The organism is Bifidobacterium hominis (assembly GCF_040095915.1).
Lineage (GTDB): Bacteria > Actinomycetota > Actinomycetes > Actinomycetales > Bifidobacteriaceae > Bifidobacterium > Bifidobacterium hominis.
In genome coordinates, this window is record NZ_JBBMFR010000003.1 from 130,283 (window position 1) to 150,785 (window position 20,503).

The window sequence follows — 20,503 nt, forward strand, 5'->3', positions numbered from 1 at the left end:
TTGATATCGTTCCAGCTGGCGGTCGTCGCCTGGCTGATGTGAACGATACGATTGCCTGCGCGCAATATCTTAACCGACTTTACGAAAAGACACGCAGTCGGTTGCTTCATAACGGGTGTGTGCGAATACTTGACTGCCTGTTCCGCGTGTTGTTGTGTGTACGTTTGTTTGCGCAACTGATTACAAGATATCGAAATGCTGGCTGATACTGCCGTTTTCGTGTGAAATCTGCAATTTGACACTGCCGTTTTCGTGCGAAATAATGATTTTGATACTGCCGTTTTCGTGCGAAATCCTTGATTTGACACTGCCGATTCCGTGTAAACCAGTATGAAAATCGTTGCAATATAAGGAGTTTGGCGATGTTTAAGCGTAAGTTCTATGACGAGATGCTCGAATGGAAGAATCGTGATCAAGGTGCAAGCGCCCTGCTTATTGAAGGTGCTCGACGTGTTGGTAAAAGCACGATTGCGGAAGCGTTCGCCAAACGTGAGTATGACTCGTATTTGGCAATCGACTTTTCCGAAGCGCCTCAGGAAGTGCTTGATCTCTTTCGTCAGTATCGGCAGGATCTTGAAACCTTTTTCACTTACCTGTCTGCCTACTATGAAGTGAATCTGGTGCCGCGGCATTCGGTGATTATTTTCGATGAGGTGCAGAGTTTTCCTCCTGCGCGCGAATTCATTAAACGATTGGTGGCTGATGGCCGTTTCGATTACATTGAAACTGGGTCGTTGCTGTCCATCCATCAGAATGTCAAAGATATTGTTATTCCTTCCGAGGAGCAGTCAGGGGAGTTGAATCCCTTGGATTTCGAAGAATTCTTGTGGGCGTACGGGAACGAACAGCTGGCGTATGCCATTCGCGACTCATTCGAGCATATGAGGCCTTTGCCTTCCGCGCTGCATAACAAGGCCATGCGCCTCCTGCGTGAGTACATGCTTGTTGGGGGTATGCCTCAGGTGGTGGAGGACTACATCAAGCAACGTGATTTTGGCTCGGCTGACCGTATTAAACGGCGCATCCTCAACTTATACCGTCAGGATGTCGCCAAATATGCGCAAGGTTATGAAGCTAAGGTGATGGCGGTGTTTGACGCGATCCCTGCACAACTCTCACGTAAGGAGAAGCGATTCCGCATCACTTCAATCGGAAAAAACGCGCGCATGAGGGATTATCGTGATTCCTTTTTCTGGCTGTCCGACGCCAGAGTGACCAACAACTGTTATAACTCCACCGACCCGAATGTGGGGCTGGGGCTTAACGAGGACGAAGCCAAAGTGAAGTGTTATATGGCGGATACTGGGCTTTTGTCGGCGTTGACGTTTGCCGATCGAAAGACGACTCCGGCCTCGCTGTATAAGGACGTTCTGTTCGGCAAGCTTGCATTTAATGAGGGCATGTTTGTGGAGAATCTCGTTGCTCAGCAACTCCGTGCTTCAGGGCATCGGCTGTTTTTCTATTCCTGCGGTAACCATGAAGACAAGTATGGTGCGATGGAGATTGATTTTCTGATTACTCGAGAGTTTGAGAATTCGGCTATGAAGGCGCGAATCAGTCCTATTGAAGCGAAATCTGGTATTCGGTACGGCACTGTTTCGCTGAATAAATTCAAAGAGAAATTTGGCAAGCGTGTAGGTATGAGGTTTGTGTTGGCGCCTAAACCGATGGTTGTGGATAAGGCTGCGGAGTGCATCACGTTGCCGTTGTATATGGCGCATTGTTTGTGATGAGTGTTGCTGGCTGTGCATGATTGGTGCAGAGCGGCTGGTTTGCGCTGTGTCTGGAGTGCTGGCTTATTATATGAAACACGGTACCTTAACCGCTTCATGGAAAGGACGTGCAATGGAGAACACTTTTCCTCAGGATTTTGTATTTGGTACGGCTACGGCGTCGTACCAGATTGAAGGTGCGGTGAACGAGGATGGTCGCTGCCCCTCGATTTGGGACACGTTCAGCCATACCCCGGGTGCCACGCTAGCCGGCGATACCGGCGATGTGGCAACGGACTCGTACCATCGTTGGCGCGAGGATCTGGCGCTGCTCAAGGATCTCGGCGTTGATGCTTACCGTTTTTCGATTGCCATGCCGCGCATCATGCCAACGCCCAACGGCGTCGTCAACGACAAGGGCCTCGACTTTTACGAGCGCATTGTCGACGCATTGCTGGAGAGTGGCATCAAGCCGGTCGTGACGCTTTATCATTGGGATTTGCCGCAGTATTTGGGTGATGAAGGCGGTTGGCTGAATCGCAAAACCGCATACGCGCTGGCCGACTACACCTCTGTGGTGGCCAAGCGCCTCGGCGACCGTATCGACACGTGGACCACGTTGAACGAACCGTGGTGCTCCTCATATTTGAGCTATGGTGCAAAGGAGCATGCGCCGGGCTTGGGTCTCGGCCCAGGTGCATTTCCCGCGGTGCATCACTTGAATCTCGCGCATGGTTTGATGGTTCAGGCCGTGCGTGCCGAGCTGGGGGAGAGTGCCAAGTGTTCGGTCACACTGAATCTTGCGTTGAACCGCGGTGACGCCGATGCCTGCCATCGTCTCGATCTGATTTCCAACCGTGCGTTCCTTGACCCGATGCTGCGTGGCCGTTACCCCGACGAGCTGTTCGCCATCACCAAGGGCATCTGCGATTGGAGTTTCGTGCAGCCGGGCGATCTTGAGCAGATTCATCAGCCGATCGACGTGCTCGGCATCAACTATTACTCCACGAATCTGCTGGCCATGAGTGACCGACCGCAGTTCCCGCAGTCCACGGAGGCTTCCACGGCTCCTGGCGCGTCCGACGTCGACTGGTTGCCGACGGAGGGGCCGCATACCGATATGGGTTGGAATATCGATCCTGATGGCCTGCATGATCTGTTGGTGCGTGTGCATGACAATTACCCTGAAGTGCCGCTGATGGTCACGGAAAACGGCATGGCCTGCAAGGATCAGTTGGTGGTTAACGACGATGGCAGCAAGTCGGTGCACGACGCTGACCGCATCGACTACCTGCAGCGTCATCTTGTCGCGGCTCGTCGCGCGATGAGCGAGGGTGTGCCGTTGACCGGCTATTTCGTGTGGTCGTTGCTTGACAATTTCGAATGGTATTTCGGCTATGCCAAGCGATTCGGTATCACGTACGTCGATTACGCTACGCAGGAGCGCATTCCGAAGGATAGCTTCCTGTGGTATCGCAATTTCATTGCGTCCCGTGCATAGCTTTGCTCATGTGAGGTTGGAGTTGCGGATGCGCTTCTGAAAATCGCACTGAACGACATTGGCATGTCGCGTCATTTTGAAGACGTGACATGCCAATTTTTGTTGATTCTCCAACGGTTTTGCGGATACTGCAGCATGACTTAATCGCTTAATGACACTCCAGTAAATAAAATTACATTAATCGCATTAATGTTAACCTACTGAATACTTGTTAGATTGCAGATAAGTAATCGAAAGCCCAGTAATATCAACTTTTTTGCAGACTAAACAAAATCGCGTAATGTTGAGAAAGCATCGTAAAACTCATTTCGGGGGTATTGACGCACTACTTAAGCGCTTGACAAGCTTAAGGGGTTCAGTTATCGTAAGTATTACCACTTCATCAAGGGCAGGCAGAGAGGCCTGAGATGAAAGGCATCACCAACGGAGAATCGGTGCCGAGTCTCCCGAAGTGATGAACAGTGATTCATAAGGAAGGATCAGAAGATGAATCTCAAGAAGATTGTCGCAGCCGGTGTCGCAGCCGCCTGCATGATGGGCATGGCTGCTTGCGGCGGCAGCGACAGCTCCTCGCAGTCCACGGATCTCCAGTACAAGGACATCACCCTTGGCGAGACCGGTAAGGACATCAAGGCCAATCTGAAGCTGTACAGCAACCGTACCGATATGCTCAAGGACGACTACAGCGGCACGACCTGGAAGCAGTACCTCGCTGAGTTCAACAAGATGTATCCGAACATCAAGATCTCCATCGAAGGCGGCACTGATTACGCCAACAGCGCGCTGACCCGTCTGCAGGGTGGCGACTGGGGCGACATCATGATGATCCCGGCCGTTGATAAGTCCGAGCTGGGCAACTACTTCCTGTCTTACGGCTCCCTCGACGACGTGAAGAAGGAAGTCAAGTATGCTACCGACAAGGCCTACGACAACAAGGTCTACGGCATCGCTTCCACCGGCAACGCCTCCGGCATCGTCTACAACAAGAAGGTCTTCAAGGACGCCGGCATCGACAAGCTGCCGACCACCCCGGATGAGTTCATCTCCGACCTGAAGGCCATCAAGGAGAAGACCAAGGCCATCCCGTTGTACACCAACTATGCCGCTGGTTGGACCATGGGCGCATGGGATGACTACATTGGCGGTACCGCTACCGGCGATGCCAAGTACCTGAACCAGGTGCTTGAGCACACCAAGAATCCGTTCAAGGATCCGGGCGACGGCACCCACGCCTACAACGTCTACAAGATTCTGTACGACGCTGTTGCCGATGGTCTGACTGAGGACGATTACTCCACCACCGATTGGGAATCTTCCAAGGGCAAGATGAACAACGGCGAGATCGCTACCATGGTGCTCGGCTCCTGGGCAGTCTCCCAGATGCAGGCCGCTGGCGACAACGCTGAAGACGTCGGCTACATGCCGTTCCCGATCACCGTCGACGGCAAGCAGTATGCGTCTTCCGGTCCGGATTACGCATTCGGCATCAACAAGAAGGCTTCCGCTGACAATCAGGAAGCGTCCATGATCTTCGTCAAGTGGATGACCGAAAAGTCCAACTTCGCCTACAACGAGGGTGGCATCCCGATCTCCGCCAACGACGACAAGCTTCCTGACCTCTACGCCAACTTCAAGGATGTCGAGCTCATCGCCGACGAACCCGCCAAGTCCGGCGAGGAAGATCTGTTCAACGACCTCAACTCTGATTCCGAGCTCAACCTCAAGAACGGCGGCGACGCCCGCGTTCAGGGCATCGTCGAGCACGCTGCCAACAAGGACCAGACCTATGACGAACTCGTCCAGGAATGGAACCAGAAGTGGAACGACGCTCTCGACTCCGAGGGTGTTGACGCCAAGTGAGCTTGATGCTCAATCTGTGATTGCTTTCAATCATCACTGAGGACTTCGGCTCGTTCTCAGCAGGAACGGTCGAAGTCCTTTTCTTTCACTAACAACAAGGCAGAGAAGAAAACTCACCTGAGGGGGATATCATGACTGCAGCAGCAGTGGAACCGGCCGAGAAGGTCGAGATCCCATTCAATAAGCAGCCCCGAGATTGGCGCAAGGCCGGTATTATCGTCGCCTTCTGCGCAGTTCCGGTCGCACTGCTCGTAATCTTCACGTATTGGCCGTTCGGATCCATGATCGGCTACTCGTTCTACAAGATGAAGTACATCGGCCCGCGTGAATTCATCGGCCTCAAGAACTACATTGATGTCTTCACCCGTCCCGACACGCTCTCCTCCCTGAAGTTGAGCCTTTACTACATGGCCGGCGCGCTGATCCAGGTTGGCCTGGCCCTGTACCTGTCCAGCATGCTGGCGTTCAAGGTCCGCGGCGGCAGCGCTTTCAAGGCCATCTACTTCTTCCCGTACCTGATCAACGGCATTGCAGTCGGCTTCATCTTCAAGTTCTTCTACACACGTGGTTACGTGTTCGATACTGTGCTTCAATGGTGCGGATTCCAGCTTGACAGTCTGCCCTACTGGCTGAAAGACCAAAGCGTGAACAACTGGTCGCTGGTGGGCGCGTCGATCTGGCGCTACCTCGGGCAGAACGTGATCCTGTTCATCGGCGCAATGATGTCGATCGACGGATCGCTGTACGAGGCCGCGGAAATCGATGGCGCCAACAAGTTCCAGCAGTTCCGCCATATCATTCTGCCGGGCATCAAGACCATCCTCGTGCTGAACGTCATCCTTTCGATCACCGGCTCGTTGTCCGCCTTCGAAGGCCCGTACGTCATCACCACCGGCGCGAACGGCACCGCCACCTACTTCGTGCGCATGGACCGCATCGCCCACACCAGCCAGAAGGTCGGCCTGGCATCCGCCATGGCAATCGTCCTGCTGATCATCATTCTCATTTGCGCGCTGTTGCAGCAACTGTTCTTCAACTACGCGTTTAAGGACGCTGACGACGGTGTGGAGAAGGCAAAGAAGAAGGCCGCGAAGATCGAGCGCCAGCGCGCCCGCATGGCCAAGAAGAACGCTCCGATCTTCAAGAACGGTCCGAGCAAGACTGAAAAGGCGGTGGCATGATGACTGACGCAGTGGCACTCGCGAAGGAACGCTCCGCAGCCAAGACTTCTGGCTTCTGGTACAAGTTCAAGATTGGTTTCTTCGTTTTCGTCAAGTATCTTTCCCTGGTTTTCGTGGCATTCATGATGCTGTTGCCTCTGGTCAGCTGCTTTGTGACCGCCGCCAAGACGGACAAGGAATACCACAGCACATCTGTTATGGATATGCCGAAGAATTGGCTCAATTTCGACAACTATGTGCAGGCGTTCACCACGTCGAACATGGCAGTCGCATTCCGCAACTCCATCATCGTGGTGGTTGTAGTCCTGATCGTCACCACGATCATCGGCACCATGCTTGCCTACGCGTTGAGCCGTTTCCGCTTCCCCGGTAACACCTTCATCCGTGGCATGTTCACCATCGCGGCCCTGCTTCCGGGCATCGCAATGCAGGTCGCGCTGTACAAAATGATGGTCAACTTCCACGCAGTCAACACGATGTGGGGATACATCCTCATGCAGTGCGGCACCGACGTCATCTCCATCTACGTATTCATCCAATTCTTTGAGAATATCCCGGTGTCTATGGATGAAGCCGCAATCATGGATGGCGCCTCGTACTTCACCGTCTACTACAAGATCCTGCTGCCGCTGCTGAAGCCGGCAATCGTGACCTGCGCAATCCTGAAGGGCGTCGGCGTGTACAACGAATACTACGCGGCCAACCTATACCTGCAGAATGCCGATCTGAAGACCATCGCAATCGCGTTGTACTCCTTCACCGGTCCTATGGGCAGCAAGTACAACCTGATCTGCGCCGGCGTGATCATCACGCTGCTGCCAATGCTGATCCTGTTCCTGATCTTCCAGAAGCAGATCTACAGCGGCATCGCAGCAGGCGCCGTCAAGGAATAAAAACGTATAACTGAACCTCCTTTTCCATAACCGGGACCGCACCGAGATTGAGATCGCGGCGCGGTCCTTCCTTCATCTTTCCTCGTTAACTTTTTCGCAAAAAGGATTCACAACCATGTCTCACATTCCCAGCACGTTTGCCCCACTTGCAGAAGGATGGACGCTGACGGCCGTCAACCCAGAAGCCGCCCCAGAATCGCTGCGTGAAACGCTTACCGTCGGCATTCCGGCAACCGTGCCGGGAGAGGCGACCCTGGACCTGCTGAATGCAGGACTGATCGCCGATCCGTTCGACGGCGCCAACGAGAATGATCAGCAGTGGATCGGCGACATCGACTGGCGTTTCACTTGCCGTTTCGACTGGCACGACAACGGTGCCGACCGCCACGACTTGGTGGCCTACGGCCTCGACACCATCGCCGACATTGTGCTGAACGGACGCCCGGTGGCCTCCACCAAGAACTTCCACCGCTCCTACCGTTGGGACGTGGGCGAACTGCTGCGAGAGGGCGCCAACGAACTGACCGTCACCTTCACCTCTCCGGTGCGTGAATCCGACCGTATGGAGCAGGCCCGCGGCTACTACCCGCACACCGAGCATCACGCGTTCAACCAGATTCGCAAGCCGAGCTACTCCTTCGGCTGGGATTGGGGCATCGATGTGGCAAACGCCGGCATCTGGCGTGAGATTGGCATCGATTCCTGGTCCGACGTGCGTTTGGTTTCCGTGCGTCCGTTGGTTGATGTTGCCGCTGATGGTACCGGCCTGCTGAATGTGCACGTCGAGATCGAACGTGTGGGCAAGGGTCGCATCATGTCCCCGTATGATTCCCATCCCGTGCGTCAGGCGGTGCCGGTGCATGCGGAGATTTCCGGTTTCGGTGTTGCTTTGGCTGCCGACGGCATTGTTGGGGAAGGCCGCGATAGCGCGGTGATTACGATTGCAGTGCCAGAAGCGAAGTTGTGGTGGCCGATTGGCTACGGCGATCAGCCGCTATACGACGTTGCCGTCACCGCCGGTGAGGCCGCTACCGCAGAAGCCGCCGCCTGGAACGGCCATGTCGGTTTCCGTACCGTGCATGTTGACACCCGCGCCGATGAAGTCGGCCGTCCATTCCAGATTTATGTCAACGATGTGCCGGTGCACGCGCACGGCTACAACTGGATTCCGGATGATGCGTTCATCGCACGCGTTTCCAACCGCGATTACGAGCGCGGCATCCGCGACCTGGTGGAATCCAACTCCAACATGGTGCGTGCATGGGGTGGTGGCATCTACGAAGCCGACGAATTCTACGATTTGTGCGACAAGTACGGCATCATGGTGTGGCAGGACTTCATGCTGGCCTGCGCGGCCTACCCGGAAGACACCGAAACCAAGGCCGAAGTCGAAGCCGAAGCCCGCGAGCACATCACCCGTTTGAGCGAACATGCCAGCCTGATTGTGTGGAACGGATCCAACGAAAACTATGTGGCCTATGCGGAATGGGGCGGCTACAAGCAGGCCCTGCGCGACGACGACCGCAAGGCCAACGAGTTCGGCTACGGAGAGAAGCCGTGGGGCGACTACTACTATTCCGAACTGTTCCCGGCCCTGCTCGCAGAGCTCGATCCGGCACGTTCCGTCTATCTACCAAGCTCTCCGATGAGCTTCACCAAGTTCGTGGGCGCCAACTTCGACACCGACGGCACCATGCACATCTGGGATGCTTGGAACCGCGCCGATTACACCGTATATGCGCAGTACACCCCGCGCTTCGCCGACGAATTCGGCTATCAGGCCCCGCCGGCATGGAGCACGCTCACTAACGCAGTGCACGACGAGGTTCTCGAACCGTTCGGCAAGCAGATGCTGGTGCATCAGAAGGCCATGGGCGGCAATTACAAGCTGGCCCGTGGCATGCGCTCGCACATCACCCCTGGCCATCTTGACGACGTGAGCTTCGGCGGCGTGGTCAACGGCAAGCCGTCTGACGGCGAGCACAGCTGGCTGATTCCGACCGACAATTGGGCCGATATAGAGGATTGGCATTGGGCATGCCAGCTGCAGCAGGCGCAGGCCATGCGTTTCGGCGTGGAGCATATGCGCTCCCTCGAGCCGGTCAACGCGGGCGCGCTGATTTGGCAGCTCAACGACGATTGGCCTGTCGTTTCCTGGGCGGCCGTCGACTTCGATGGACATCGCAAGCCGGTATGGTACGCTTCCCGCGACTTCTTCGCGCCACGCCTGGCCACCATCCAGCCGCGTGTGTCCGACGAATACCGTGAAACCCACAGCTGGGAAGGCACGAAGACCGCCAACGACCACTTCGAACTCATCGTGCTCAACGACACCCGTGAGGCATGGAAGGGCACGTGGAAGGTCGAGCGCGTCACGCTGGCCGGCGAAGTGCTCGCTACCCAGAGCTTCGACGATGTTGAGCTTGGCGCCGTTTGCCATATCGGTCTGCCGCTCGCCGAGGACATCGTCTCCTACGGGGATGCCGGCAACGAGCTGGTTGTGGCGACCCCGTCCGACAACGCCTTCGCCCGAGTGATCTTCAATCCGACCGAAATCATCGACCAGAAGCTTGCCGCCCCGGCTGAAGCGTTCAGCACTGCGGCCGTAGCCGTGGAAGATGGCGTGGAACTTACCGTCACAGCCAAGAGCTACGTGCGTGACCTGTTCTGCATGGCAGACAAGGTCGACGCGAAGGCTTCGGTGGCCGAGGGCATGGTCTCGCTGCTTCCGGGCGAAAGCGTCGTGCTGCACATCACCACCACCGATGCTGGGGCGCTTGCCGATCCGAACGTATTCGCAGCTGCCAACGTGCTGCGTTCCGCCAACGATCTGAAGCGCGAATGGTGAGATTCCGCGAATACGCCGTCTACTGAAGCGGTAGAAGAGTGGATAGAGGACTACTGAAATTTCAGTTGACGTGTTCGGTTGAGTAAAAACATAAGTTGAAGCGCCACCGACCTTAAGAGACGAAAGTGTTGTGAGCACTGACTTTTCAAGAGGTTGGTCGGCGCTTTTACTGTATGATGTAGATGAATCGTTTAAGTTGCGATTTAAGTTAAGAAGAAGGACGCGGACATGCCTATTCAAAAAAGCAAGGTGACGATTTTTGACGTTGCCCGAGCTTCAGGGGTCTCCAGTAGCGCTGTTTCATATGCGCTCAACGGCAAGTCTGGTGTTTCCGATGTGACCCGAGACAAGGTGTTGAAGGTCGCACACGAACTGGGATGGAAGCCAAATGGCGCGGCACAGGCGCTGGCCAAGTCGAAGACGCAGCGCGTGGGTCTGGTGTTGGGTTACGACCCGAAGCTGCTTTCCGTCGAACCCTACATGATGGAGCTTATTTCCGGTCTTGGCGCCGAGTTGGAAAAATACGATTATTCCTTGCTGGTACGCATGGCCGTTGACGAGAATGCGAAGCTTGCGATCATCGACGATTGGATCGCCACCGGCAACGTCGATGCCATGCTGCTCGTCAATGTGGAACTTGGCGATCCTTGCGTCGCCCTGCTTGAGGAGCATGAGGAAATGCCGGTGCTTGCCATCGCCGACGCTTCCGTGGCCGGCAATCTGCCGAGCCTGTCAAGTGCCGATGCCGATGCCGTGCGCCAAGCGGTGCGATACCTGTATGATCTCGGGCATCGTCAGATCGCCCGCGTCGGCGGTCCCGAATCGCTTGCGCACTCGTATATTCGTGATTCCGCCTTTGCAGATGTCGCTTCTGAGCTGGGCATGCGTTACCGCTGCCTGCACACCGACTACACGCCGGAGACTGGTAGCGAGGCCACGAAGCGTTTGCTGTCGTTCCCAGAGCATCCGACGGCGATCATCTACGACAATGATGTGATGGCGTTGGCAGGCCTTGGCGTGGCAGCTTCGCAAGGCATCAAAGTGCCGGAGGAAATCTCCATCATGTCGTGGGATGATTCCTTCATGTGCACCGCGGCCTATCCGAATCTGACCGCCATGGGCCGTGATGTGGTCGATACCGGTAAGCAAGCCGCCGGATTGCTGCTCAAGCTGATCGACGGTGAGCGCGTGGGGCATCTGATGGAAGGGCCGTACGAATTGCGTGCCCGCGCTTCGACCGGTCCCGCTCCGGCAGAGGAAAAGATGCGATGATGAGTTTAAAAATTGCGATTGCGCATTTGCTGCGGCAATCGTAATTTTTTATTCGAGGGCGAATGTTTTGCGTACGAGCATCATCTGCAGATAGAAGCTCGCTCCGGCCGCGACGAGAATCCACAATAGGGGGATGAGCATCAACGTCTGCTGCGGTGCTATCAATACCACGATAATCGGCCAGATGTCCAGCAAAAGCACCGCAAATGCGATATGAGGGCGCATCAACGCGAGTCTGACGGATTGCTTGATTTGCTCGCCCACGCTGAGTTTGCTGCGGCCCGACAAGGGCAGGATGAAGGCGAACAGCGAGCCGATCACCGCGATCACCGCGAGGGTCAGCCATACAGGATCGCGACGGTGTTGCCGGATTGCTTCGACAGATACCACAGGTCGAACAGCGCGAGTCCCCAGAACAGCGCAAGAATGGCGGTCAGTGCGAGATTGGTGGGGAAGCGGCGCTTGAACGCGGCCCAGAAACTGCGGAAAATGCCCTTGGACGAGCCTGTCTGCAGTTCGCGTGCGACTTCACAGGCGGCGGATGTGGACGCTCCGATCGTTACGACGGGGATGGAGCAGACCGTCCATGCGACGCTGATCATGGCCATGTCGCCGATGGTGCTCATCAGATCGTTGAAGGGATTGTCTTGACTGAAGATGTTCGCCATGGTTCCTCACTTTAATGCATGTTCGTAATTCGGCGGAGCGGCTGCGTTGGCGTCACGCCGTTTTGCAATACTTAAGCGCTTAATATATACTGAATCCAGTTAAAAGTCAAAAGCCTGAAAAGCTGGGCAGGTGTGCCTGGCTTGCATTTTCCATACCCGAAGGAGACAACGATGTTTGATCAGGGACCCCATGCCGTGCTGCGCCGAGATGGCGTGTGCATCGTGCTGAAGACCCCTACCGACGAAATGCCGCAAGTCGAATACTGGGGTGCTGACTTCGGCCTTTCGCCCGACGAAGCCGCACTGACCCAGCTTGACGCCATGACGCTGAGAATCACCCCTCCGAACGAAAAGCCCGACGCGGCCCTGCGTCCATCGCTGCTGCCACAAGGCGCCGAAGCGTTCGCCGGCCGTCCGGGACTTGAAGCCTACCGTGGCGGACGCCCGGTGTTCGTGCGCTGGACTTCCGTGACCACATTCCTTGCCGCGGAAGATCGCGAAACCGAGGCGACGGCAATCACCGTCGCTGCGGAAGATAGCGTGAACAAAGTACGTCTCAATCTCAAGCTTTCGCTGAAAAAGGGCGGACTTGCGATGGTCGAACAGACCGTCAGTAATATCGACGGTGCGAATGGCGGCGAAAACAGCGAAAACGGGCCATTGACCGTCAATTGGCTGGAATCTACTATGCCGATGCCCCGTCGTGCAGACACGCTCACGCAATTCACCGGTCGTTGGCCGCTCGAAAAGCAGCCGCGTACCGCTGCTATGCCGTCCGGTTCCGTGACACGCGAATGTCGCCACGGCAAAACCAGCCATGAAAGCCCGTGGATGTTCATCGCATCCGACGGCGAACCGAAGTGGGCGAGCGGCGAAGTGTGGGCCTGCCATCTGGCGTGGAGCGGCAATCAGACGTACCGCATCGACAATCTGCCGCCCCATGAAACGCTGATCGGCGCCGGCGAACTGCTCGGCCCCGGTGAAATTCAGCTTGCGGCCGGCGAATCGTATGAGGCTCCGCAGGTCTGCTTCTCATACTCCGCAACTGGTCTTGACGGCATGGCCGCACGCTTCCATACGTGGCTGCGCTCGCTGCCGAAGCATGTGTCAAGCCCTCGTCCGTTCACCATCAACACGTGGGAAGCGGTGTATTTCAACCATGACGAAGCCACGCTCATCAAGCTGGCCGACCGTGCCGCAAGCATCGGCGTCGAACGTTTCGTGCTTGACGATGGCTGGTTTCACGAACGTCGTGACGACACCAGGGGCCTCGGCGATTGGGTGGTCGATCCGGAAGTCTGGCCGAACGGCCTCGACAATCTCGCTAAGCATGTGCACGACCTTGGCATGCAGTTCGGCCTGTGGTTCGAGCCGGAAATGGTGAACCTCGACTCCGACTGCGCCCGCGAGCATCCGGATTGGATCCTCGCCGCGCCTGAAGCGGTGCCGTACCGTGAAGACGTCTCCTACCGCACCCAGTATGTGCTTGATCTGGCCAATCCGGCCGCCTACGAGCATGTGCGCGGGCAGATGGCGGCACTGGTCGAGCAACTCGGCATCGACTACATCAAGTGGGATCACAATCGTGACGTCACCGAGCCGGTGCACAACGGCCGTTATGGTCTGCACGAGCAGACGGAAGCCTGCTATAAGCTGTTCGACGATCTGAAATCGCAATTCCCGAAGCTGGAAATCGAAAGCTGCTCGTCTGGCGGCGCTCGCACCGATGCCGGCATTCTGCAGCATGCCGATCGCATTTGGGGATCCGATTCCAACGATCCGCGCGATCGCGTGGACATTCAGCGTTACACCGAACTCGTGGTGCCGCCGGAAATGATCGGCGCGCATGTCGGCCCGTCGCCGGCACACTCCACCTGGCGTGCCACCGAATTGAGCTACCGTGCGGCCATTTCGCTGGAAGGCTGTTCCGGCTTCGAATGGAACATTCTTGAATGCTCCGATGACGAGGTTGAGCAGCTGCGCGCATTCGTGTCGCTGTATAAGGAGTTGCGTGGCGTGCTGCACCACGGCACGGTGATGCACGCGGACTTCAAGGATCCGGCGCTGCGCGGCCGCGGTGTGGTGTCCGACGACGGCAAGCGGGCCGTGTGGGTGGTGGCGACCGTCACCAACCTGCGTGACGTGCTTACTGAGCGCCTGCGCATGCCGGGATTGGACCCCGATTGCATGTACCGTGTGCGTTTGCGCGACGAGGTCGGCGAGGTGCGTTGGGGCTGGAACACCCCGCAATGGATTTCCGCGGCGCAGATGGACAGCTTCAAGGTCTCCGGCCGCCTGCTGAACGAAATCGGCCTGCAGGTGCCGCCGCTGTGGCCGCTTGAAGCCATTGTGCTTGAGGTCGAGGCGCTGTAATGCGATTGCCGCGCTGAAATCGGCTTTGCCGAGGTGTTGCTGAAGTTTCGCCGAAACCGAAAAACGGTACCGTTCTCAATCGACGGTACCGTTTTTCAATTGAAGGTACGAATCTGCAATGTATGTCGCATAATATGCGAATTATTTTGTGATAATTTGTTGGAAAATGACGAAATAGATCCGGCAATCCTCATTATCATTCGTTCAGATAGTCAATGAATTGCTGTGCGATGCCGCGATTCTGCGATTCCTGCACAATGCCGATGATTGCATCGGATTTTGCGGATTTCAGCGTGCTCCAGCGTTTGAAATCCGTCATGGAAACGCCGAACGGTTCCACCCTGCCTTTGCCGCTGCCGTTGTAATCGGGGTCGTCGGAATCCTTGAACCCCTTCAACGTTACGAAATCGCTGGAAAGCGTCGTGCGCTGCGATTTGGTCAGCGACGAATCAAGGTTCGTCAGATAGCCGTATCCGGACAGCTCCTTATAGGTTTTCGGGGTGGCCACGATCACGTCGATTTCATGGTTGGCGATCATGGTTTGCAGCTTGCTGATGCCGTTTTCGTCGCTGGAGAAGTAGGTGTCGATGAGCACGCCGCCCTTGCGCCCCTCTGGTAGATCGAGTTTGCTGGCGACCTGCGATTGCAGGGTTGCGGCCTCCTGCTGGCTGACAGCGTCGTTGAACACGGCAACGTAGAGTTTCGGTGTTGCGGTCGGCGTGAGGACCTGTATTGCGATATAGATGACGACGCACACGATGGCGACGGCGGCCGCGGAGCGTGCGAGCAGTTGGTCACGGAAATACTTCCACTTGCGGCCCCAGGGCAGTTCGAGCAGTGTGATGATGCGCGATTTGCCTTTGTATTCGTTGGCTGAGGCGAGCGTGCTGATGGCTTCGGCCTGCTGGCTGTTGATTTCGCCGCCCTTGTATGATTCCGCGCTCATTGCCGCCTCCTTGCTGCAGTAATCCCGCTTGCCGATACCCGCCCAACATCGTATAGTGTCAAGCTTAAGAAAAGCTTAAGCGATTAAGTTTGGCAAGTCAACTACGATACGGAAGTGAAATTTGGAATTTGAAACGTGCCGATCGCGGAATACGCAATGAAAAGCGGGAATCGTAGATTGGAAATCAAAAACTGAAATCTGAAATCGTAATCTGAAATCAAAAAGCGCCCGTGCCCCTCGCTTGAGGCACGGGCGCATTGCTGCCCTATGACTTCAGGCGCGCTTCTGTGTGATCCGATAGGCGGCGAACAGCACGGCCAGCCAAATCACGCCGGCGACCACGGCGATGCGATAGCTTGCGGAGAAGCACATCAGCACCACGACCAGCAGCATGAACGCGATCACCACATATGGCGTCACCTTGGCGAACGGCAGCTTGAAAGTGAGCTTGTCAAGTGCTTCCTGGCCCTTCAATCCCTTCAAATCATTCGGACCGTCGCCGGCGGCGACAACGCGACGGAACTTAATTTCCGTAATCATGATCATGATCCAATTGATCGCAGCGGCGATCGTGGCGATCGACATCAAATAATTGAATGCGAAATCAGGCCACACGAACACCACGACCACGGCGATCGCAATAATGATGGCCGACGTGATCACACCCCCGACCGGAACGCCGCGCTTGTTCAGACGGCCCAGATACGCGGGCGCATTGCCCTGCTTCGCCAACGAATACAGCATGCGCGAGTTCGCGTACAGGCCGGAGTTGTACACGCTCATCACGGCGGTCAGACACACGAAATTCAGAATGCCGGCGGCCGCGTGCACGCCCACCGAGTCGAAAATCTGCACGAACGGGCTGGAATTGCCGTCGATCGTGCTCCACGGGACCACGGCCATGATCACGCCGAGCGCGCAGATGTAGAACACGAGAATACGCCAGATAATGCCGTTCGTGGCCTTCGGGATGGTGGTGCGCGGATTTTCGGTTTCGCCCGCGGTGATGCCGATGAGCTCAGTGCCACCGAAGCTGAACATCACCACGACCAGCGCCATCAGCAGGCCGGTCCACGTGCCGTCCGCATTGCGAGACATCAGGCCGTGGGGCAGGAATCCGCCGTCAACGGTGAACCAGTTGGCGAACGACGCGCGAATACCCGAAGCTGTCGGCACGTTCGTGATGATCACATACAAACCGCCGAAAATCATGGCAAGCACGGCCACGATCTTGATGATGGCGAACCAGAATTCAAATTCGCCGAACTTGTTCACGCCCATAAGATTCAGCGCCGCGATGGCCACCAGGAACACCGCCGCCGACACCCACTTCGGAATGTTCGGGAACCAGTAATTTACGAACGAGCCAACCACTGCCAACTCCACCATGGCCACGAGCACGTAGTTGAACCAGTAATTCCATCCGGAAATAAAGCCGGCGCGCTTCGACCAGTACTGTGTAGCGTAATAGCTGAATGCACCCGCCTTCGGATCCTCGACCGCCATTTCGGACAGTGCGCGCACGATCAGGAAAATCGCCAGGCCGCCGATCAGATAGGCGAGCAGAATGGCCGGGCCCGCAAGCTGAATCGACTCGCTGGAACCATAGAACAGGCCGGTGCCGATCGCGCCGCCCAATGCGATCAATTGAATATGACGATTCTTCAAAGACTTGCGCAGCGTCGGCGGAACCGGCACATCGTCGGTTTCGCGCGGTTTCTTCGCAACGGTTGCGTCGCTCATGAATGCTTCCTCTTCTTGGGTGCCTCGGCAATATTCGGCAATATTCGGCAAATTCAGCAAAAGTTTGGCGATCTTGTGATATTGCGTTCGGCAGTAGTGGTAGGTGACGCGCCTATGGTTTTTGGCATGGCACGTCTTCCCCGATTGTAGCTGTAGCGCGTGGATTCGGCTTCGTAGTGTTCAATAGTTCGATAGTCCAATAAAATGAGGGTTTTGAGAGCAATGGTTGATGCTGCTTGAACGCTGCGGGGCTGGAGGTCGTCATGGCATTCGTCAAAGACATGGTGCGTATGTGGTTGCATGCGTGGAAGCGATTCGTCTCCATCGCCATGATCACATTGCTGGGCGTTGCCGTGCTTACCGGCATTTACGCGGGATGCCGAGACGCTTTTCTCGCGACGGATCGTTTTTTCGACACCCAAGGATTGCACGATATTCAGGTGTTGTCGACGGCCGGATTGACTGACGACGATATTGCCGCGCTCCGTAAGGTTTCCGGTGTTGCGAAAGTGCAGGGCGAACGTTCGCAAACCGTGACGGTCGATCTGAACGGCAAAAAAACCGTGACCATGCAGGAGATCGGCACGAATGGCATTGGCCAGCCGTATCTGCAAAGTGGCCGTATGCCTGAAAAGTCCGGCGAGATTGCGGTGACGCGCAAATTCATCAAGGATTCCGGATATAAAAAGGGCGACCATATTACGGTGACGCCCCAGGATTCGGCGTCTTCTGCTTCTTCTGTATCCGATTCTGCAGAATCGGACAACCAAACGGGCGAAAACGGGTCCCAGATGTCCGATTCTGGAGAATCGGACACGCAGGATGGCAAAAGTGCCGCACGGGTGACCGATTCTGGAGAATCGGACAACCAGACACCGAGCTTCCCTACCGAACTGACCATTGTGGGCGTGGTGCTTGACCCGCAGGATCTCACCAATCCAGACGGCTATTCGGGTACGAACGCGTTCCGTTCCTCCGCCACCAGCGACTACACGTTCTTTGCGCCGTCCGACGGTGAGACCGGCAGCATGTACACGGCCGTCACCATTCTCGTGAAAGGCGCCGCCGACAAGGACTCGTTCAGTGACGCCTATGACGATACCGTCAGCGAAGTGGCTGACCGTATCGACGGCACGGTGCGCAAGAATCGCCAGCAAGCACGCCATCAGGAACTACTCGACGCTGGAACCAAACAAATCGACGAGGCGAAAGCGCAAGCCGACAAACAGTTCGCCGCAGCGCAACAGCAGATCGACAGCAATCGCAGTCAGCTCAACCAGCAAATCGACCAAATCGTCAATATGCAGGCGGGCGCGGCTGCAGGATCCCTCGACGAAACAACCCGTGAAACACTACGTGAAACGGCAATTACCGCAAGCCCGCAATTAGCGGAAGCCAAAGCGCAACTCGACCAGGCGCAATCGCAATTGGACCAGCAGAAAAACGAAACCGAACAGACGCTGCAATCCAAGCGGAAAGAGATGGAAGACAGCATTCCGCAAGTGCGCTGGTATGTGCAGGACCGGTCGCAAATCGGCGGATTCAGCTCGCTGAAATCCGATCTGGAATCCATCCAATCGCTGGGCAACGCATTCCCGATTGTGTTCCTGCTCGTGGCCGTGATGATGAGCCTGACCGCCATGGCGCGCATGGTTGAAGAGGATCGCGGGCTGATCGGCACGTACACAGGGCTCGGCTACGGGCGTCTTGCGGTCGCCTCACGATACCTGCTGTTCGCGCTGCTCGCCTGCCTGATCGGCGGTGGATTCGGCCTGATTGTAGGCTTCCTTGGCATTCCAGCGTTCCTGCTTGTCGTATTGCGAGGCCTGTATGTGATGCCGGACGTACGCTTGGAATACGACTGGCTGTACGGAACGGCCGGAGTCGCGCTGTTCGTGGTCGGCGTGCTTGCTGCAACCGTGTATGCGTGCGCGCAGGAAATGCGGCAGAAGCCGTCCAGTCTCATGCGTCCGAAAGCGCCGCGTGCAGGATCGCGCATTCTGCTGGAGCGTATCAAGCCGTTGTGGAATCGCATGAGCTTCCTCGGCAAAGTCACGGCGCGCAACATTTTCCGCTTCAAATCGCGTCTGATCATGACGGTCGGCGGCGTGGCCGGCTGCACCGCGCTGATTGTGTGCGGACTTGCGATCAACGACACCGTTGCCGCATTGGGCGCGAAACAGTATCAGGACGTGTATCAGTACGATTTGATGGTGGTCGCGAACGATGATGACGCTGATGCGATGCGGCAGAAAGTCGCTTCGGATGGTCGCGTCACGTCGAGCATGGACGTGCGCGTTGAATCGGGTGATTTGACCGGCGATTCGGGGAGCGAAAGCATTCAGCTGGTTGCCGTGCCCGACAGTGAACGCAGCGAGTTCGGCAAGATGGTCACGTTGCAGCCGGTGCGTTCCAGTTGGGTGGATGGTGCGAAGTCGTTGTTCAGCGGGAAGTCCAGAACGTCTTCCTCTGCGTCTTCGTTGTCCGATTCTGGAGAATCGGACAACCAGACGGGTGAAAACGGGTCCCAGATGTCCGATTCTGGAGAATCGGACGCGAATGGTACTTCCGGTACGAAGGACGCGATAAGCCTGGGCGATGACGGCGTGATCGTATCGCAGTCCGCGGCAAGCGCGATGGGCGTCAACGCGGGCGACACGGTAACGCTGACCAACGGTGACGATACGCAGGCCGAAGCGCATGTCAGCGCGGTAATCCGCAGTGTGATCGGATCGGACGTGTACGTCAGCGAAACCTACTATCACCAGCTGTTCGACACTGCTGCATCCGGCACGTCTTCCGCATCTTCCGCGTCCGATTCTGGAGAATCAGACAACAAAAACGGCAAATCCGGTACCTCGAATGGCGCATCGTCAAACGACCGGCAACTGGTGTGGAACGCCATGTACGCGAAGCTCAAAGGGTCGGGCGAATCCCAGGCCGCCTACGCGGGAAAGCTGGAAGACGATGACGCGGTCATGAAAGCCGTGAGCTGCGCGCACATGGCGGAAAGCTTCAAATTCGACCTGATGGGCGCGGTGGTCGCGCTGATAGTGGCGCTCGCGGGCGGGCTTGCGCTGGTGGTGCTGTTCACGCTCGCCAATACCAACGTGTCAGAACGTGAACGCGAGATGGCCACACTTAAGGTGCTTGGCTTCTTCGACAAGGAAGTGCATCATTACGTGAATCGCGAAATGATGGTGCTCACCATGATGGGCGTGGTGTTGGGCTTGCCGCTCGGACGTTTCGTCGGCGGATTGCTGACGGCCGCGTTGAACATGCCCGCACTGTATTTCGAAGTGGAATGCAAGCCGTTGAGCTATGTGATCGCGGCTGTCGCGACCATGGCGTTCGCGCTACTCGTGCAGCTGCTCGTCAACCCTGTACTTGACCGCATCGACCCGATCAGTTCTCTCAAGTCCGTCGAATAGTCGCATGCATGGTTGTCCGTTTCTGCAGAATCGGACAAGTAATGCGTCGAAAGTGCCCTGTGGTTGTCCGATTCA

General features: G+C 56.5%; 13 protein-coding genes. 9 read left to right on the top strand and 4 right to left on the bottom strand.

Annotation, left to right across the window (positions count from 1 at the left end):
• Positions 1 to 362: 362 nt before the first annotated feature.
• The 7 genes from WMO36_RS03370 to WMO36_RS03400 all read left to right on the top strand — a co-directional run bounded on the left by WMO36_RS03370 (position 363) and on the right by WMO36_RS03400 (position 11,267).
• Positions 363 to 1,730: an ATP-binding protein gene (locus WMO36_RS03370; RefSeq protein ID WP_144165899.1), complete on the top strand. Its 1,368-nt coding sequence runs from the start codon at positions 363 to 365 to the stop codon at positions 1,728 to 1,730.
• 115 nt (positions 1,731 to 1,845) lie between these two features.
• A complete protein-coding gene (locus tag WMO36_RS03375; RefSeq protein WP_226852107.1) occupies positions 1,846 to 3,213 on the top strand; it encodes a GH1 family beta-glucosidase in 1,368 nt (455 codons plus the stop codon).
• Positions 3,214 to 3,699: 486 nt separating this feature from the next.
• The gene (locus WMO36_RS03380; protein ID WP_144165895.1) at positions 3,700 to 5,073 is read left to right on the top strand and encodes an ABC transporter substrate-binding protein; all 1,374 of its coding nucleotides are present in this window, start codon (positions 3,700 to 3,702) and stop codon (positions 5,071 to 5,073) included.
• A gap of 131 nt (positions 5,074 to 5,204) precedes the next feature.
• Positions 5,205 to 6,254 carry a carbohydrate ABC transporter permease gene (locus WMO36_RS03385; protein WP_349076780.1) on the top strand — a complete coding sequence of 350 codons (1,050 nt, stop codon included), beginning with the start codon at positions 5,205 to 5,207 and terminating at the stop codon, positions 6,252 to 6,254.
• Positions 6,251 to 7,147 (top strand): carbohydrate ABC transporter permease, encoded by an 897-nt coding sequence (locus WMO36_RS03390; RefSeq protein ID WP_226670914.1) that lies wholly within the window; start codon positions 6,251 to 6,253, stop codon positions 7,145 to 7,147. Before WMO36_RS03385 ends, WMO36_RS03390 begins: the two co-directional genes overlap by 4 nt.
• Before the next feature lie 115 nt (positions 7,148 to 7,262).
• Complete coding sequence (locus WMO36_RS03395) at positions 7,263 to 9,995, top strand: glycoside hydrolase family 2 protein (protein WP_126015826.1); 2,733 nt, start codon at positions 7,263 to 7,265, stop codon at positions 9,993 to 9,995.
• A gap of 228 nt (positions 9,996 to 10,223) precedes the next feature.
• Positions 10,224 to 11,267, top strand: coding sequence for a LacI family DNA-binding transcriptional regulator (locus WMO36_RS03400; RefSeq protein ID WP_144165889.1), 1,044 nt, complete (start codon positions 10,224 to 10,226; stop codon positions 11,265 to 11,267).
• Positions 11,268 to 11,315: 48 nt separating this feature from the next.
• Here WMO36_RS03400 and WMO36_RS03405 read toward each other — a convergent pair whose 3' ends face one another.
• Positions 11,316 to 11,657 (bottom strand): hypothetical protein, encoded by a 342-nt coding sequence (locus WMO36_RS03405; protein WP_349076784.1) that lies wholly within the window; start codon positions 11,655 to 11,657, stop codon positions 11,316 to 11,318.
• Complete coding sequence (locus tag WMO36_RS03410) at positions 11,606 to 11,935, bottom strand: DUF624 domain-containing protein (RefSeq protein ID WP_349076786.1); 330 nt, start codon at positions 11,933 to 11,935, stop codon at positions 11,606 to 11,608. The genes WMO36_RS03405 and WMO36_RS03410 overlap by 52 nt, the downstream gene beginning before the upstream one ends.
• Positions 11,936 to 12,106: 171 nt before the next feature.
• On the opposite strand from WMO36_RS03410, the gene WMO36_RS03415 reads away from it, so the two are divergent.
• A complete protein-coding gene (locus WMO36_RS03415) occupies positions 12,107 to 14,308 on the top strand; it encodes an alpha-galactosidase (RefSeq protein WP_126015832.1) in 2,202 nt (733 codons plus the stop codon).
• Positions 14,309 to 14,504: 196 nt separating this feature from the next.
• On the opposite strand, the gene WMO36_RS03420 is transcribed toward WMO36_RS03415, so the two are convergent.
• On the bottom strand, positions 14,505 to 15,254 hold the full coding sequence (locus WMO36_RS03420; RefSeq protein WP_250779474.1) for a hypothetical protein: 750 nt from the start codon (positions 15,252 to 15,254) through the stop codon (positions 14,505 to 14,507).
• 273 nt (positions 15,255 to 15,527) lie between these two features.
• Complete coding sequence (locus WMO36_RS03425; RefSeq protein ID WP_349076790.1) at positions 15,528 to 16,997, bottom strand: amino acid permease; 1,470 nt, start codon at positions 16,995 to 16,997, stop codon at positions 15,528 to 15,530.
• A gap of 263 nt (positions 16,998 to 17,260) precedes the next feature.
• Here WMO36_RS03425 and WMO36_RS03430 point away from each other — a divergent pair, with 263 nt between their 5' ends.
• Positions 17,261 to 20,428, top strand: a complete 3,168-nt coding sequence (locus tag WMO36_RS03430; RefSeq protein WP_250779476.1) for an FtsX-like permease family protein — start codon at positions 17,261 to 17,263, stop codon at positions 20,426 to 20,428.
• The last annotated feature ends 75 nt before the right edge of the window (positions 20,429 to 20,503 follow it).

Excerpts from the sequence above, each read along its gene's own strand:
- WMO36_RS03380 (WP_144165895.1), top strand. The coding sequence starts at position 3,700 with ATGAATCTCAAGAAGATTGTCGCAGCCGGTGTCGCAGCCGCCTGCATG.
- WMO36_RS03395 (WP_126015826.1), top strand. The coding sequence starts at position 7,263 with ATGTCTCACATTCCCAGCACGTTTGCCCCACTTGCAGAAGGATGGACG.
- WMO36_RS03425 (WP_349076790.1), bottom strand. The coding sequence starts at position 16,997 with ATGAGCGACGCAACCGTTGCGAAGAAACCGCGCGAAACCGACGATGTG.
- WMO36_RS03375 (WP_226852107.1), top strand. The coding sequence starts at position 1,846 with ATGGAGAACACTTTTCCTCAGGATTTTGTATTTGGTACGGCTACGGCG.
- WMO36_RS03370 (WP_144165899.1), top strand. The coding sequence starts at position 363 with ATGTTTAAGCGTAAGTTCTATGACGAGATGCTCGAATGGAAGAATCGT.
- WMO36_RS03410 (WP_349076786.1), bottom strand. The coding sequence starts at position 11,935 with ATGGCGAACATCTTCAGTCAAGACAATCCCTTCAACGATCTGATGAGC.
- WMO36_RS03420 (WP_250779474.1), bottom strand. The coding sequence starts at position 15,254 with ATGAGCGCGGAATCATACAAGGGCGGCGAAATCAACAGCCAGCAGGCC.
- WMO36_RS03400 (WP_144165889.1), top strand. The coding sequence starts at position 10,224 with ATGCCTATTCAAAAAAGCAAGGTGACGATTTTTGACGTTGCCCGAGCT.
- WMO36_RS03430 (WP_250779476.1), top strand. The coding sequence starts at position 17,261 with ATGGCATTCGTCAAAGACATGGTGCGTATGTGGTTGCATGCGTGGAAG.
- WMO36_RS03390 (WP_226670914.1), top strand. The coding sequence starts at position 6,251 with ATGATGACTGACGCAGTGGCACTCGCGAAGGAACGCTCCGCAGCCAAG.
- WMO36_RS03415 (WP_126015832.1), top strand. The coding sequence starts at position 12,107 with ATGTTTGATCAGGGACCCCATGCCGTGCTGCGCCGAGATGGCGTGTGC.
- WMO36_RS03385 (WP_349076780.1), top strand. The coding sequence starts at position 5,205 with ATGACTGCAGCAGCAGTGGAACCGGCCGAGAAGGTCGAGATCCCATTC.